The organism is Mycolicibacterium llatzerense, from assembly GCF_000878195.1.
In the GTDB taxonomy this organism is placed as follows: domain Bacteria; phylum Actinomycetota; class Actinomycetes; order Mycobacteriales; family Mycobacteriaceae; genus Mycobacterium; species Mycobacterium llatzerense.
The window spans coordinates 189216-204869 of the sequence record NZ_JXST01000002.1 but is presented as its reverse complement, the minus strand read 5'-3'; the positions used below and the strand labels follow the sequence as shown (position 1 = coordinate 204869).

The following is a 15654-nucleotide window of genomic DNA, read 5'->3' as shown; positions in this document are numbered from 1 at the left end:
TAAATTTGGTTGGCACACCGAAAGGAAACTGGATATGAGCACACCCGACACAACCGTTGAAGTTGCCGAACGTCTCTACGCCGCTTTCGCCTCGCACGACAGGGCAGGCTTGGCGGCCCTGCTGCATCCCGACTTCACCGGACGGGTCAGCGAGGGCATGCCCTTCGGTCTCGGCGGAGCCGTGCACAGCCCCGAGCAGATGTTGCGCGATGTCTGGGGCGGCGCCTCCGCGCACTGGGAAACCGCGCCATACCCAGACGAGTTCGTCGCCGCGGGCGAGGATCGGGTCATCGTGCTCGGGTACTACCGCGGCCGTGGCCGGGCCAGCGGACACCGCTATGTGGCCGCGTTCGTCCACGACATCACCGTCCGCGGCGGGAAGATCGCATCGCTGACCCAGATCACCGACACCAAGGCCTGGCACGACGCGCTTGCCGCCGGCTGACAACGTTAGAGTTCATGACTCTGGGACCGGCAACCCGAACGGAGTCACGATGCTCGTCGATTTGTCTCACACCATTCGTGCGGGGATGGTGACCTACCCCGGGCTGCCGGCCCCGTCGATCAGCGCCCACCTCACCCGTGAAGCGTCCCGCGACGTCTACGCCCCTGGCACCGAGTTCGCGATCGGCGCGATCACCATGGTCGGCAACACGGGTACCTACATCGACTCGCCGTTTCACCGCTACGCGGACGGTGCCGACCTGGCCGGCCTGGACCTGAACACCTTGGTGGACCTGCCCACGATCGTCGTCCACCGTCGGGACGTCGCGGCGCGGGCCGTCGACGTCGCCGAGTTGCCCGAGGACATCGAGGCCGGCTGTGCCGTGCTGATCGACACCGGCTGGGACCGGCACTTCGGCACCGAGGCCTACGCCGTCGACGCACCGTTCCTGTCCGAGGCCGCCACCGAACACCTGGTGCGCCGCGGAGTGGCGCTGGTCGGCATCGACTCGGTGAACATCGACGACGCCAGTCCGGCGGCGGCCGGTCGGCGGCCCATCCATACTGCGCTGTTGGGCAACGGGATTCACGTCGTCGAACACCTCACCAACCTGGCTTCGCTGCCTGCCCGCGGCGCCCGCTTCACCGCCGTCCCGCCACGTGTCGAAGGCTTCGGCACCTTCCCCGTCCGGGCGTACGCCACCATCCCCGACTGAGGCCCTCAGAGGGTTTCCAGGCGCGGCGACGGGGACTACCGTCGCGAACATGACGAGCTGGAGAGAATTCGCGGACGTCGCACCGCAGATCGCGGCCATCTTCGCCCGCCGGCACACCGCCACCGGAAACCTGTGCATGCTGGGCACGCTGCGCTCGGATGGATTCCCGCGGATCAGCCCCATGGAGCCGCGGTTCTTCGAAGACGAGCTGTGGCTCTCGGGTATGCCGCACACCACGAAATTCGATGACCTCGCCCGCGATCCACGCTTCTGCCTGCACACCGCGACGGTCGACACCCACGTCAGCGACGGCGACGCGAAGTTATGGGGTGTCGTGGAGGACGTGCTGGACAAGGCCCTGCATCGGCGGTTCGCCGAGGCACTGTACGAACAGACCGGCTTCGACATCCGGGGCCAGGAATTCGAGCACTGCTACCGCGCCAACCTGATCGGGGCGTCGGCGGTCGAGGTGGGCGACGGACACCTCGACATCACCGTATGGAAGCCCGGCGGATCCGAACGCGTCGTCCGCAAGCACTGATGCGCTTGGCCCCTAGGGCGACAACAGGATCGGGCCACCGCGGCGGCGGTACACCGAACCGAACCGGGCGTCGATGCGCAGCCACGTCGGATGGACCCGGACGCGGACCACCTCGTTCTCCGGCAGCGGGTCGGGCACGAAACCCATGGCGGTCAAAGCGAATACGCAGCGCATCGGGATCCCCACCTCGACGTCGCCGGCGCTGACCCGCAGGACGTCCTGGTCCAGCAGCGACGGCGGCGGGCCCTGCGGCCCGCTGTGTTCCCGCGCCAATTCGACGCCACGCTGAAACAACTCCAGCACCGCGTGGGCCGGCACGTCATCGAGGTGGCTGAAGCCGTTGTCCGGCGGCAGCGCACCACGCCAGGCCGAGTCCATCGAGAATCCCGGATCGATCCGGCCCGACCCGGGCAGCTCGCGACCGAGCGCATCCGCTCCGGCGCACAGGTCGGACGGCGCCACCCGGCCGCTCACCACCCGCGCGGCCAGCACCTCGAAACCCGTTGCCGCCCAGGCGACGATGACACCCTCACCACGCGCCCGCAGCCGCACCACCGCAGCCTCGTCGAGGCGCAGCGCGCGCTCGACGAAGGTGCCCAGGTTCTCTGCCTGCGCCGTGTCGGCGAGCCAGACTCCGCGTTCGGTCATCGGGCAAAACGCTGGAGATACTCCCGCTGATGCGGGGCGATGCGCACCAGCATCTGCCGTTCGATGTTGAAAGTGGCCAGCTGGGTCTCCCCGATCACGGCCGGCTTGGAATCCGGATCGGCCTGTGCCGACCGCACCTCATACCCCAGCGTGAAGTCGCAGGCCCGCAGCCGATTGGTCCAGATGGTCACCTGCAGCGGCGAATCGACAAGGCGCAGTTGGTCCTTGTACTTCACGTTGACTTCGGCGATCAGCAGTCCGGTGGTGGCTACGTCCTCGGCGAAGGGCTCGGTGAGAAACGGAACCCGCGCCTCCTCGAGGATGGTCACCATGGTGGCGTGGTTGACATGCTGATACATGTCGATGTCCGACCAGCGCACCGGCACCGGCGTCGTGAAGCGTTCAGTCACCCGCCCATCATCCCTGATTGCCCGTGCCCGTCGTTCGCGTGGTCATGCTGCGCAGCTGCCGGGCGGCCACCGACAGGGTCGCCAGGTCACGCACCTCGTCGCCCAGGATCTCGGTCAGCGTCCGGCGGGCCCGCGTGACCCGCGAGCTGTTGGTCGACGCCCACTCGTGAATCTTCTGTTCGCCGGTCTCATCGGTCTCACCGACCGCCATCACGTCGATGCACAGCGCCCGGATCGATCCGTAGATGTCGTCGCGAATCGCCAAGCGTGCCAACGAATGCCAGCGATCGTTGCGGGTCAGCTCGGACACCGCGGTGAGCAGGTTGTCGATGCCCAGGTGGTCGGTCAGCGCGAAGTAGGTGTCGGCCACCTCGGCGGGCTCCCGCTCGGCGATGTCGGCGATGTCGATGACGTCCAGCAGGCTGTACTGGTACAGCCCGGTGGCCACCATGTAGGCCAGCTCCTTCGAGACACCGGCGGCCACGAACTGGGCGGCATCGGTCTCGGCGATGGCCTTGTCGTCGCCACGCAGCCACTGCGCCATCTGCGGGGTGAGTGCCTCGACTTTCGCCGCGAACCGGTTGGCCTCGGCGCCGACCGCCAGCGGCTGGGGCCGGTAGTTCAGCAGCCAACGGCCGGCCCGGTCGATCAGCCGGCGCAGGTCCAGCGTCATGCGGTCGGTGACATCCACCGGGACGCCGGCCAGGCCGGCCGCCCGGATGTTCCGCCACACCTCGCCGACCCGGAAGATCTTGTCCACCGCGACATAGCTGCGGACCGCATCGACCGGCCCTACACCGACGTCTTCGGAGACCCGGTACGCGTAGGTGATGCCTGCGGTGTCGACCAGGTCGTTCACCAGCATCGTGGTGATGATCTCCCGGCGCAGCTGGTGCGACCGGATGTCCGAGGTGAACCGGTCCCGAAGTTCCTCCGGGAAGTAGTTCGGCAGCCGTCCGGCGAACACCTCCTGGTCGGGCAGGTCGCTGGCCAGCACGTCCTCCTTGAGCGCCAGCTTCACGTGCGCCATCAAGGTGGCCAGCTCCGGCGAGGTCAGTCCCAGACCGGTTTCCATCCGCCGACGGATCTCCTTGTCCGACGGCAGCGCCTCGAGCTCACGGTTCAGCCCACGTTCTTTCGACAGATGGCGGATCTGACTGGCGTGCACCGGAAGCAGACTCGCGGCGTTGGCGCGGCTGGTGCCCATCAGGTCGTTCTGCGAGATGTTGTCGGCGAGCACCAGAAGACCGACCTCGTCGGTCATCGACATCAACAGGTCGGTGCGCTCGGCGGCCGCGACCTTGCCGGCCGTGACCAGGGCATCGACCAGAATCTTGATGTTCACCTCGTGGTCCGAGCAGTCCACACCCGCCGAGTTGTCCATCGCGTCGGTGTTGATATGGCCGCCGGCGAGATCGAATTCGATGCGGCCGCGCTGCGTCACGCCGAGGTTGCCGCCCTCGCCAACCACCTTGATACGCAACTGATTTCCGTTGACGCGGATGGCGTCGTTGGCCCGGTCGCCGACGTCGGCGTCCGACTCGGTCTCGGCCTTGATGTAGGTGCCGATACCGCCGTTCCAGAACAGGTCGACGGGCGCCAGCAGGATCGACTTCATCAGCGCCGGCGGCGTGAGCTCGGTGACGTCGGCGGCGAGGCCGAGCACTTCGCGCACCTGCGGGCTGATCGGGATCGACTTCTGCTCACGGCTGTAGACACCGCCGCCCTCGCTGATGAGCGACTTGTCGTAGTCGTCCCAACTCGATCGGGGCAACTGGAACATCCGGTCGCGTTCGATCCACGACCGGGCCGAATCAGGATTCGGGTCCAGGAAGATGTGCCGGTGGTCAAAGGCCGCCACGAGCCGAATGTGCTTGGACAGCAACATGCCATTACCGAACACGTCACCGCTCATGTCACCGACGCCGACGACGGTGAAGTCCTGGGTCTGGGTGTCATGCCCCATCTCCCGGAAGTGCCGCTTGACCGACTCCCAGGCGCCCTTGGCGGTGATGCCCATCGCCTTGTGGTCGTAGCCCACTGAGCCGCCCGAGGCGAACGCGTCGCCCAGCCAGAAGCCGTAGGACTTGGCGACATCGTTGGCGATGTCGGAGAACGTGGCGGTGCCCTTGTCCGCGGCGACGACGAGGTAGGCATCGTCGCCGTCGCGGCGCACCACCTGTGCCGGCGGGACGATGGCACCGGTGGCCGTCTCGACGTTGTCGGTGACGTCGAGCAGGCCGGCGATGAACAGCCGGTAGCAGGCGACGCCCTCGCTGCGCAGCGCCTCGCGATCGGTGGCTGCGTCACCTGTGAGCGCCGGCGGCGATTTGAGCACGAAGCCGCCCTTGGCGCCGACGGGGACGATGACGGCGTTCTTCACCGCCTGCGCCTTGACCAGGCCCAGGATTTCGGTGCGGAAGTCCTCCCGCCGGTCCGACCAGCGCAGGCCGCCGCGGGCCACGTTGCCGAACCGTAGGTGCACGCCTTCGACCCGCGGTGAGTACACGAAGATTTCGTATTTCGGCCTGGGCAAGGGCAATTCGTCGATGAGCTGAGGATTGAGCTTGAACGACAACGCATTTCGCTGTCGCGCCGAGCCCTCGGCGGTGACGTAGTAGTTGGTGCGCAGGGTGGCCTGCACCAGCGCCGCGAACGCCCGCAGGACCCGGTCGGTGTCCAGGCTCACCAGGGCGTCGATGTCGGCGGCGACGGCAGCCGCGGCGGTCTGGGCGCGTTCGACGGCGTCTCCCCCGGCCGGGTCGAACACCGCCTCGAACAATTCGACGAGGGACCTCGCCGTGCCCGGGTTGTCCCGCAGCACCGTCTCGATATGCGACTGGCTGTACGAGAAACCGGCCTGCCGCAGGTACTTTGCGTAGGCCCGCAGGATCGTCACCTGCTGCCAGGTCAGTCCGGCGCCCAGCACCAACTCGTTGAACCGGTCGACCTCCACCTTGCCCTGCCAGATGGCGGTGACCGCGTCGGCGAATCGGGTGGCGATGACCTCGCGCTCGGCCTCTGGTGCGTCGACGGTGGACTGGTGCGCCGAGATCTTGAACTGGTAGATCCACACCGGCATGCCGTCGCCGCGTACCACGTTGAACGGCTGCTCCTCCAGCACCACCACGCCGGTGGACTGCAGCATCGGCAGCAGCTCGCTCAGCGACGCAGAGCGGCCGGCCAGATACCAGGTGAGTTGTGCGGTGCGGTCCTCGCCGACGGCCGGTTCGGGGTAGTCCAGCACGAGTTTGACGCTGTCGTCCTGCAGCTGGTCGATGATGCTGATGGCGGCGATGGCCTTGACCGGTGTGAACGCCTGCTTGTACACCTCGGGGAACGCCACCGCATAGTGCTCGGCCTCGGCCCGGGTGATGGTGCCCGGCGTGACGGCGCCGATCAGCCGGTCGCCCCACGTCCGGGCCGCCTCGGTCAGCAGGCTTTGAATCCGGGTCTCGTTCGCCGTCGAGGTGTCGACACTCGCCGGGCTGGCGGTCTCACCCAAGCGCACGGTGAAATGCACGACAGCCCATGGCGATTCACTGACGCGCGCGGTGTACTCGATGCTTTCGCCACCGAGCTCGCGAACCAGGATGTCCTGCATCGCCAGCCGGACGTCGGTGGTGTACCGGTCACGCGGCAGGTACACCAGGCACGACACGAAGTGGGCCAGCTTGTCGGCGCGCAGGAACAGCAACGAGCGCCGGCGGGAACCCAGGTCGATGACCGACTTGCCCATTTCCACGAGGTCGCGCGCGGTCAGCGAGAACAGCTCGGACCGCGGCACGGTCTGGATGATGTCGAGCATCAGCTGGCCGGGCCGGCTCGGGTCCCCCTGCGACAACGCCAGCGCCTCGTTGACCCGACGGGAGATCAGCGGTATCTCAAGCACATTCGCGTTACCCGCGGCGACGGTGAACTGTCCGATGAAGCGGTGTTCGCGGGCCGGACCGTTCGGCCCCGCGCTCTCGCGGACCACCACGATGTACGGGTAGGCGCCGTAGCGCAGGTAGCTGGGCATGGTGGCCTGCGCGACCGCCAGCAGTTCGTCGTCGCCCGCCAGCGGCGGCAGCACGTCGGCGCGTAGCTTGGCCACGCCCAGCCGGGTCCTCGGGTCAACCTGGGCCTGCCCGTTCTGCACCGTGCACTGCTGATAGCCGAGCAGCACGAAGTGTCCGTCGGCCAGCCAGCGCAGCAGGGCCGCCACGTCGCGCCGGTCGTAGCCGGGGAACCGGCCGTTGTGGTCGGCGTCGAGCGCGTTGGCCAACCCGACGAGCGCGGCGTTCATCGCGGGGGTGTCGAGCTCCACCGCGCGCGTGTCGGTCAGGGCGTGGGGCAGCACGGCCGCCGCTTCGGCGACCGCCTTGCCGTCACCGATGGTCGCCAACTGCACATGAATCCAGGTCTCGTCGATGCCGTCGGCCGGTGCGCTGGGGTCACCCGCCGGACCCATCGCGACGACCTCACCGGCCGAATCACGGCGCACCCGGAACTCGGGACTCATGATCGCGGTGTAGGCGACGCCGATGCGGTGCAGCAGCACCATCACCGAGTCCATCAGCAGCGCGCTGTGGTCGGTCACGATCTGCAGCGCCGGGCCGAAGCGGCCGGGATCGTCGGCCGGGTAGATCGCGACCAGCGTCTCCCCCATCGAGCGGCGACGGCCGAGCCGGAAATGCGCCGCCAGCAACTCCGGGGAGACCCGGGTCGCCAGCGCTACGTCGATCGGGGCGGTGACCCCACCGTCGGCCGGTGAGCCGTCGTTGGGGCCGCGGTAGGTCAGCAGATAGGCCCGTGCAAGACCAGCATTGCCGTCCGCGCCGGCGGACCGCGTCGTACTGCTGAGTCCGCCCCGATTTTCCGTCATCCGACTTGCTCCTGACGTCGCACCGTCGTGCCCCGATCGGCACGTACGTGCGACGTTAGTCGCGAGTCAGCTTGCGGTGGGTCACTCTGTGCGGACGCGCCGCTTCGATTCCAAGTCGTTCCACTTTGTTCTCTTCATAGGCACCGAAGTTGCCCTCGAACCAGAACCATTTGGCCTCGTCCTCGTCATCGCCTTCCCAGGCGAGGATGTGGGTGCAGGTGCGATCCAGGAACCAGCGGTCGTGGCTGATGACCACAGCGCAGCCCGGGAACTGCTCGAGCGCGTTCTCCAGCGAAGACAGCGTTTCCACGTCCAGGTCGTTGGTCGGCTCGTCGAGCAGGATCAGGTTGCCGCCCTCTTTGAGGGTCAGCGCCAGGTTCAACCGGTTGCGCTCACCACCGGAGAGCACGCCGGCCGGCTTCTGCTGATCGGGGCCCTTGAAGCCGAACGCCGACACATAGGCACGGGACGGGATTTCGTTCTGGCCGACCTCGATGTAGTCGAGCTTGTCGGAGACGACCTCCCAGACCGTCTTCTTCGGGTCGATGCCCGCCCGGCTCTGGTCGACGTACGACAGCTTGACCGTGTCGCCGACCTTCACGTTGCCGTCGTCCGGCTCCTCGAGGCCGACGATGGTCTTGAACAGCGTGGACTTACCCACACCGTTCGGGCCGATGACGCCGACGATGCCGTTACGCGGCAGCGTGAACGACAGGTTCTTGATCAGGGTGCGGCCGTCGAAGCCCTTCTCCAGGTTGTCGACCTCGACCACGACGTTGCCCAGGCGCGGCGGCGTCGGAATCTGGATTTCCTCGAAGTCGAGCTTCCGCGTCTTCTCGGCCTCGGCAACCATCTCCTCGTAGCGTCCGAGGCGGGCCTTGTTCTTGGCCTGGCGGGCCTTGGCGCCCGAACGCACCCAGGCCAGCTCGTCCTTCAGTCGCTTCTGCAGCTTCTGGTCCTTCTTGCCCTGAACCTCGAGACGCTCGGCCTTCTTCTCCAGGTAGGTGGAGTAGTTGCCCTCGTACGGGTAGGCGCGGCCGCGGTCGAGCTCGAGGATCCACTCGGCGACGTTGTCCAGGAAGTACCGGTCGTGGGTGACGGCGAGGATCGCACCCTTGTAGTCGGCGAGGTGCTGTTCCAGCCACAGCACGCTCTCGGCGTCCAGGTGGTTGGTGGGCTCGTCGAGCAGCAGCAGGTCGGGCTTGCTGAGCAGCAACCGGCAGAGCGCGACGCGGCGGCGCTCACCACCGGACAGGTGGGTGACCGGCTCGTCCGGCGGCGGGCAGCGCAGCGCGTCCATGGCCTGCTCCAGCTGGGAATCGATGTCCCAGGCGTCGGCGGCGTCGAGCTCCTCCTGGAGCTTGCCCATCTCTTCCATGAGCTCGTCGGTGTAGTCGGTGGCCATCAGCTCGGCGACCTCGTTGTACCGGTTGAGCTTGCCCTTGATCGCCACGCCCGCCTCGACGTTCTCGCGGACGGTCTTGGTCTCGTCGAGTTCGGGCTCCTGCATGAGGATGCCGACGCTGGCGCCGGGCGCCAGGAAGGCGTCGCCGTTGTTGGCCTTGTCGATGCCCGCCATGATCTTCAGGACGCTGGACTTACCGGCGCCGTTGGGGCCGACGACACCGATCTTCGCGCCGGGCAGGAAGTTCAGGGTGACGTCGTCGAGGATGACCTTGTCGCCGTGCGCCTTACGGACCTTGCGCATCGTGTAGATGAATTCGGCCATGCCGTCGTCATGCCTTTCGTTGGCTGTTCGTCGTAGCGTTCTCGTAGCGCGAGCCCCGGCTCCTGGATCTGGCGCGGTCCCGCGAAAACTCGCTGCCCATCCTAGGCAAGCCGCCAAATCGCCCGATGGCGCGGTCGGGGCGCCCGCGGATGGCCCTGTGCGCGGCGCCCCGACCGAGGCCCTACGCGGACAGCACCAGGTCGTCCGAATTCGTGGTCTCGGACAGCTCGTCCTGGGGCTCTGTGTCGCCGGCCTCGACGTCGAGCGGGCTCGGCCGCCGGGGGTCGACCTTGACCTGGCACCGCCCCATATCCGGACCGACCGACGTCGCCCGCACCTCCATCGATGAGCGACGGTTGCCTTCCTTGTCCAGGTACTCGCTGGTGTAGATGTGGCCGACGACCACCACCGGGTCGCCCTTGAACAACCGGCCGGCCACGCCGTCGGCCACGCGGCCCCAGCAGTTCACCGTGACGTACAGCGAATTACCCGCTTCCCAGCCGTCCTCGGTCTTCTTCCGCGAATTGCTCGCCACGCGGAACGTCACGACATTGGTCTCCCCGGCCCGGCGTGGGACGACGTTGTTGACCACGTTGCCGACCACGGTGAAGGGTGTCTCGAACATGTGCTTCTCCATCCATTTCGGTGTTGCCGGCGTTCTCGTCGGCCTGTGCGTCCATTGACCCGCCAGGCACCGACAAAAGAACCGGCGCCGCTGCAATGGCGGCGCCGGTTGTGGATGAATCGCGAACTGTGGATAACCCGGGCTTGAGTGCACCGGCTCGAGTTGCCCCGGGTTACTCGGCCTCGACGGCCTTCTTGGACTTGCGCCGCTGCAACTCACGGACGTCGAACTTGATCCAGCCGATCGAGTCGACGGTCGCCAGATCCGCCAGGATCGACCGCAGCTCGGCGAGGAAGGCCGTGCGCCGCTCCTCCAGATCGGGCGCCGCTTCGAGCAGCTTCTGGTCGGCGACCACCTGGCGCGCCGTCGTGAACAGCAGCGCCGACACCGACTCGTTGCTGCGAATCCGGCCCTGCGCGACGTACTGCCGGCCGACGCCGAGCGCCCGTTTCGTCAGTTCCTTCTCACTGATCTCGGGCAGCGTGCCCCGCAACACGTCGGCGACCAGTTCGTAGGCCTCCAGGAACGGCCGCAACATCGCGCCGGCGATGATCGGACGCTTGGCCCGCAGCATCGCGTAGATGGCCTCGCCGCCCTCGGCCAGCTGCTGCTCGCAGTTGGCCTGCCACGACATCTCTTCCACGATGTGCTCGCGGAACCTGGCCGAGTCCGCGAAGTAGAACTCGAACTTGAGCAGGTCGCGCAGCCGCATCACCTGCGACCAAAACGCCTCCACCGGATCGGATTCCGCCTTGGCCGCGTGCGCCATGGCCAATTCGACGATGGCGGTTTCCAGGAACGCGTCGATGGTCGTGTTGCGGTAGAACGCGGCCTCGTGCTCGTCCTGCGACGCGATGTACCAGACCGGCTGGCGGCCGGTGTTCACCGCGGTGACCGGATGCCCGCCCGACATCGCGTCGAGCGCCGCCTGGACCCCTTCTGCCGTACGCAGCCGCAGCACCGAATTGGTCATCGGAATCTGTTTGCGCTCAAGGTAATCCAGCGCATCCTGCAGGGTGTGGTGCAGCTGGTCCAGTGTCAGCGCCAGGCCGCGAGTGGTCAGCAGCAGCGCCGACACCAGAGCTGTGGCGTTGACCGGCGTGGCCCGCAGGATGCGCCAGGCGACCTCGAAGGCCATCTTCTGCAGGGCGAGGCGCTTGACCGCGGGGTCGGTGGACACCGCGCCGTCCGGCGGTCCCAGCTGCTCGCGCATCGACACCGCTTCGGGGAAGCGCACGTAGATCTTGCCGAAGTTCCGGTCGCCCTGCGCCTTGATGTAGTGGTACAGCCAGCTCAGACCTTCGGGGGTCTTCTCGCCGCCGCGGGCGTAGGCCGCGTACTCGGCGGTCTCGTGGAGCTGGTCGAAACTGATCGAGACGGGCTGCAGCAGGATGTCCTCACTGCGGCCGTCGAGGTAGGCGTCGGCGACGTACGCCAGCAGACCGAGCTTGGGCGGCAACATCTTTCCGGTCCGCGAGCGGGTGCCCTCGATGGACCAGTTGAGGTTGAAGCGCTTCTCCACGATGTACCCGACGTACTCCTTGAGCACGTACTTGTACAACGGGTCGCCGGCGATGTTGCGCCGGATGAAGATGACGCCGGAGTGCCGGAAGATCGGCCCCATCAGACCGAACGCCAGGTTGATCCCGGCGAAGGTGTGCACCGGCGGCAGGCGGTTCTCCTGCATCGCCACCGGCACGATCACGCCGTCCAGGTACGACCGGTGCGAGAACAGCAGCACGGCCGGGTGCAGTTCCAGCGAGTGCCGCATGGCCTCGACCTGCTCGCGGTCGTAGTCCACGTTGGGGTCGAAACCCCGGCTGAAAATGGCGCGCCCGACCTTGGGGATGAAGTCGACCGAGAACCGGCTCCAGCCCGTCGACAGTTCGTCGAGCATCTCGCCGGCCTTCTCGACCGTCGCGCCGGGGATCTTCTCCAGCCCGTCCCGGAACCGGGCCGATGCCAGCACCTCGGGCTTGACCAGCCGGGGTGATTTGTACTCGGGACCGAGCAGCCGCAGCTCCACGCGCTCGATCGCGAGCTGCGCCCGGCGCAGCACGAACCGGGCGAATTCCCTTGGGTTTTCGGCCGTCGTGGTGTCTTTCCACTGCTGCCGCAGCTGCCCGACGGTGGCGGGCTCACCGGCCACCACCCGGGCCCGCAGCGGGTCCTTGCGCAGGATGCGGCGCTGCAGCAGCTCCGGTGGCCGGTACCGGTCGCGGCCCGAGATCAGCGAGACGATCTTGGAACGCGTCGGCAGACCGGCGGGCACCCAGAACACCCGGACCGGCACCACGGAACGGCTGTCGTCGGCGCTGAGTAGTTCGACCAGGCGGGCCAACGTGCCGGGCGAGGGCTCCCCCTCGGTCGGCAGCCGGAGCACCTCGAGTCGGGTGTCCGGGTGCTGCTTGCGCTGGTGGGCCAGCCAGTCGTTCAGCAGGTCCCACTCGGCTGCCGAACCGACCGCGGTCAGCACCAGAGCGTCGTCGGTCGGATCGAAGCTGGCGAGGTCGTCAGCGGTGTGCTTCACCGTCGGCCCTTAGCGCCGCGCGGAGCCTCGCCGCTGTCGTCGGGTGAATCGTCTGTGTCGGCAGGTTCCGGGGCTGCCCGGTGGTAGAGCGCGTTGTCGGGCACCTTGTCGTGCGGCCATTTTCGGAGGGTGTCGAGGTAGAGCTGACGCACCTCGTCGATGCGGTCGGACAGATTGTCGAGGGTCCAGTCTTCGACCGAGATGGGCGGGAAGACGACGACGTCGACCTTGCCCGCATGGAAGGTCGACGAATCGCGGGCGGCGATCACCTCCGCGTTGCGGATCACGATCGGCACGACGGGGATGCCAGCGGCCATGGCCATCCGGAACGGCCCCTTCTTGAACTCACCGACCTCGGTGGTGTCCAGGCGGGTGCCCTCGGGGGCGATCAGGATCGAAAGGCCTTTACGCGCAAGGTCTTCCATCTTGTGCAGGCTCTCGATGGCCGAGGCGGGGTCGTCGCGGTCGATGAACGCGGCGTCCATCACCTTGCCGATGGTGCCCATGATCGGGTTGCTTTCGAGTTCCTTCTTGCCCACCGAGGTGAAGTTGTCGCTGACCAGTGCGCCGGCGATCATCGGGTCGGCCTGGTTGCGGTGGTTGAAGATGAACACCGCAGGCCGCTGGGCCCGCAGGTTCTCGGCGCCGATCACGTTCAGGTCGATGCCGAGGGTCGTCATCAGTGCCTTGCTCCACGCCGAGGTGAAGAAGTTGACGCCCGTGCGCCGATTGCCGGTCAGCAGACCGAGACCGAGCGCACCGGCCGCGACCGGAGCCAGCGATGCGATGCCGGCGAAGGTCCGCAGTTGCGCGATGGGGCTGCTGCCACTGCGGCTGGAGAACTTGAGCACCGGCCAACCGCGTTTGGCGGCAACAGATTCCAGCTTCGCCGCCGGGTTGGTGGGCCGCGGGTTGCCGACCAGGTACATCAGGGCGACGTCTTCGTCACCGTCGGCGTAGAAGTAGCTCTTCGCCAGGTCGACACCATTGTTCGCGGAGAAAGCCTGTGCAGCGTTGGCCTTTCCGGGTCCCCACAGCACCGGCCTGACCACCTCGCCGGTGATGAGCCCGTACTCATCCGTCTCGAACTTGTTGCACAGCACGTTCTTGATGCCGAGGAAGTTCGCCACCGGCTCCACCTGGACCGTCAGCGCCGACGAGCTCAGCACGACGGTGTGCCCGCGCGCCATGTGGGCGCGGACGAGTTCACGCATCTCGGGATAGATCCGCTTCTTGATGTGCTGGATGAACAACCGCTCGCCCAGCTCGTCGAGGTCGCTGAGCGAATTGCCGTGCAGCATCCGCGCTCCCCGGCCGATCAGGTCCTCGAACTCGGCGCGCCCCAGCTGGTGGTTCACCGCGGCCTGCACCATGCCGATGAATTCACCGACGCCCATCTGGCCGCGGCGCAACCGGTCCTGCGTCATGATCACGCCGGTGAAACCGGCCACCAGGGTGCCGTCCATGTCGAAGAACGCACCGACCTCCGGCCCCTGCGGGCTGGCCAGGATCTCCGCCACCGAGCCCGGCAACCGGGCGTTGCGGAACTCTGCCGAGTACTCGTCGTCCGAACTCATTGTGCGGCACCCCCGTTCACTGCCGAATCGGCTTGGTCGTCCGACAGCTCGAACGACGCCGGGATGGCCCGGCCGTCCCCACCCAGAGCCAGCACTTCGTTGAATCCGTCCAGCAGACAGCGGGCCCACAACTCGGGATCGTTGATCGACGCCCGGTCGTAGCGGGTACTGATGGTGACCCAGCCGCTGCGCGAGATGAGCACCGCCATCATCGCGACACCGGGCAGTGGCCCGATTCCGTAGTGCCGCACCACCTTTGCGCCGGCGATGAAGGTGTCGACCGGCGGCCCGGGCACATTGCTGGCCTGCACATCGGAGTTGACCACCGAGCCTGCCATGGACTCCAGCAGATTGTCCGGCACCAGGTTCAGCAGCGGCGCGACGACGCCCACCACCTCGATGGCGCGTTCCTCCCGCTTGCGGGTCATCTGGGCACGCACCTTCTGGATGCGTTTGCGTGGGTCCACGACGCCGATGGGCGCGGCGATGTTCACGCCCGCAAATCTGTTGCCACCGGCGGGATCCGAGTCGGAACGCACATTCACCGGCACCGCCATCGGCAGCGATGCCACCGGGATGCCCTTGGCATCGTGATAGCGGCGCAGCGCACCGCACAGGGCGGCGAGGTAGGCGTCGTTGATGGAACCCTCGGCCGCCTTGGACGCCTTGTGCAGATCGCTGAACTTGATGTCGATCGCCTCACTGCGCGACGCCAGACCACGCCGGCGCAGCACCGGCGACTGCGGCGCCGCGGGCGTCATCACCCGGCGACTCGACCGGACGTAGTCGACCACCCCGCCGACCGCGTCGGCCGGGTCGCGCATCATGCGCCCGAGCAGACCGGCCGCACCGCGAGTGGCGTCGAGCACGTTGTTGGCAATGCCTTTGGGCAACGCGTTGATGCCTTGCCGCGTAAGGTCATTCGGCGACAGGTCTTCGGGGATCGGCAGCGGCGCCGAAGGCCGCGGCGCGGGATCGCGCTCCAGGTCGTACAGGTTCGCGAACATCTCCATGCTGCCGATGCCGTCGGTGACGGCGTGGCTCATGTGCACGATGTTGGCGGCGCCACCGCCCGGCAGCCCTTCGACCAACGTGGCCGTCCACAGCGGACGGGAGATGTCGAGCGGCGACTGCAGCGCCAACTCGGCGAAATCGAAGACCTCGCGCAGCGTGCCCGCACCCGGCGCGCGCACCCGGCGCACGTGGTAGTCGAGGTTGAAATCAGGGTCGACCACCCAGCGTGCGGCGGCCGTCGGCAGGCTCGGCATCACGACTTTCTGCCGCAGCCGGATCGCCTTGCGGGAGGCCTGCTCGAACCCGGCCCGGTATCGCTCCCAATCCGGGGTGACATCCAGCAGTTCGACGCCCATGATGCCGGAACGGGTACGGGGATTGGCCTCCCCGCGATGCATCAACTGATCGACTGCACTCAACTCTTCGGGCAACCCGGCCGTGTCAAAGTCCGGCACGTCGCTCATGGCTGTCGCTCTCCTCCGTCGTTGCCCAGCGCTGGCCCCTAACGCTAGTCCGCTGCCGGGAACGGCGCGGCGCAATACCGCTGTTGCGG

At 67.3% G+C, this 15654-nt stretch carries 11 protein-coding genes; 3 read left to right on the top strand and 8 right to left on the bottom strand.

Annotated elements, in window-relative coordinates:
* Positions 1-34: 34 nt before the first annotated feature.
* From TL10_RS02240 to TL10_RS02230, 3 genes are read left to right on the top strand one after another with little or no spacing between them, the layout of a single operon-like run.
* Complete coding sequence (locus tag TL10_RS02240; RefSeq protein WP_043984342.1) at positions 35-445, top strand: nuclear transport factor 2 family protein; 411 nt, start codon at positions 35-37, stop codon at positions 443-445.
* 49 nt (positions 446-494) lie between these two features.
* A complete protein-coding gene (locus tag TL10_RS02235) occupies positions 495-1160 on the top strand; it encodes a cyclase family protein (protein WP_043984341.1) in 666 nt (221 codons plus the stop codon).
* A gap of 49 nt (positions 1161-1209) precedes the next feature.
* Complete coding sequence (locus TL10_RS02230) at positions 1210-1701, top strand: pyridoxamine 5'-phosphate oxidase family protein (RefSeq protein WP_043984340.1); 492 nt, start codon at positions 1210-1212, stop codon at positions 1699-1701.
* Between the two features lie 12 nt (positions 1702-1713).
* On the opposite strand, the gene TL10_RS02225 is transcribed toward TL10_RS02230, so the two are convergent.
* The 8 genes from TL10_RS02225 to TL10_RS02190 all read right to left on the bottom strand — a co-directional run bounded on the left by TL10_RS02225 (position 1714) and on the right by TL10_RS02190 (position 15565).
* Complete coding sequence (locus TL10_RS02225) at positions 1714-2349, bottom strand: DUF8010 domain-containing protein (protein ID WP_043984339.1); 636 nt, start codon at positions 2347-2349, stop codon at positions 1714-1716.
* A complete protein-coding gene (locus TL10_RS02220) occupies positions 2346-2759 on the bottom strand; it encodes an acyl-CoA thioesterase (RefSeq protein ID WP_020102240.1) in 414 nt (137 codons plus the stop codon). Before TL10_RS02220 ends, TL10_RS02225 begins: the two co-directional genes overlap by 4 nt.
* A gap of 7 nt (positions 2760-2766) precedes the next feature.
* Positions 2767-7626, bottom strand: a complete 4860-nt coding sequence (locus TL10_RS02215; RefSeq protein ID WP_043984338.1) for an NAD-glutamate dehydrogenase — start codon at positions 7624-7626, stop codon at positions 2767-2769.
* Positions 7627-7681: 55 nt separating this feature from the next.
* Positions 7682-9355 (bottom strand): energy-dependent translational throttle protein EttA, encoded by a 1674-nt coding sequence (gene ettA / locus TL10_RS02210; RefSeq protein ID WP_043394363.1) that lies wholly within the window; start codon positions 9353-9355, stop codon positions 7682-7684.
* Between the two features lie 181 nt (positions 9356-9536).
* A complete protein-coding gene (gene ssb, locus TL10_RS02205; protein ID WP_043984377.1) occupies positions 9537-9980 on the bottom strand; it encodes a single-stranded DNA-binding protein in 444 nt (147 codons plus the stop codon).
* Positions 9981-10152: 172 nt separating this feature from the next.
* Positions 10153-12510 (bottom strand): glycerol-3-phosphate 1-O-acyltransferase, encoded by a 2358-nt coding sequence (locus tag TL10_RS02200; RefSeq protein ID WP_043984337.1) that lies wholly within the window; start codon positions 12508-12510, stop codon positions 10153-10155.
* Positions 12507-14087: an HAD-IB family hydrolase gene (locus TL10_RS02195; protein WP_043394367.1), complete on the bottom strand. Its 1581-nt coding sequence runs from the start codon at positions 14085-14087 to the stop codon at positions 12507-12509. Before TL10_RS02195 ends, TL10_RS02200 begins: the two co-directional genes overlap by 4 nt.
* Positions 14084-15565, bottom strand: a complete 1482-nt coding sequence (locus tag TL10_RS02190; protein ID WP_043984336.1) for a wax ester/triacylglycerol synthase family O-acyltransferase — start codon at positions 15563-15565, stop codon at positions 14084-14086. The genes TL10_RS02195 and TL10_RS02190 overlap by 4 nt, the downstream gene beginning before the upstream one ends.
* Between the last annotated feature and the right edge of the window lie 89 nt (positions 15566-15654).

What these genes read in the sequence shown, in the direction of transcription:
- TL10_RS02240 (WP_043984342.1), top strand. Translation starts at nt 35, where the DNA reads ATGAGCACACCCGACACAACCGTTGAAGTTGCCGAACGTCTCTACGCC.
- TL10_RS02230 (WP_043984340.1), top strand. Translation starts at nt 1,210, where the DNA reads ATGACGAGCTGGAGAGAATTCGCGGACGTCGCACCGCAGATCGCGGCC.
- TL10_RS02235 (WP_043984341.1), top strand. Translation starts at nt 495, where the DNA reads ATGCTCGTCGATTTGTCTCACACCATTCGTGCGGGGATGGTGACCTAC.
- ettA (WP_043394363.1), bottom strand. Translation starts at nt 9,355, where the DNA reads ATGGCCGAATTCATCTACACGATGCGCAAGGTCCGTAAGGCGCACGGC.
- TL10_RS02215 (WP_043984338.1), bottom strand. Translation starts at nt 7,626, where the DNA reads ATGACGGAAAATCGGGGCGGACTCAGCAGTACGACGCGGTCCGCCGGC.
- TL10_RS02190 (WP_043984336.1), bottom strand. Translation starts at nt 15,565, where the DNA reads ATGAGCGACGTGCCGGACTTTGACACGGCCGGGTTGCCCGAAGAGTTG.
- TL10_RS02225 (WP_043984339.1), bottom strand. Translation starts at nt 2,349, where the DNA reads ATGACCGAACGCGGAGTCTGGCTCGCCGACACGGCGCAGGCAGAGAAC.
- TL10_RS02195 (WP_043394367.1), bottom strand. Translation starts at nt 14,087, where the DNA reads ATGAGTTCGGACGACGAGTACTCGGCAGAGTTCCGCAACGCCCGGTTG.
- ssb (WP_043984377.1), bottom strand. Translation starts at nt 9,980, where the DNA reads ATGTTCGAGACACCCTTCACCGTGGTCGGCAACGTGGTCAACAACGTC.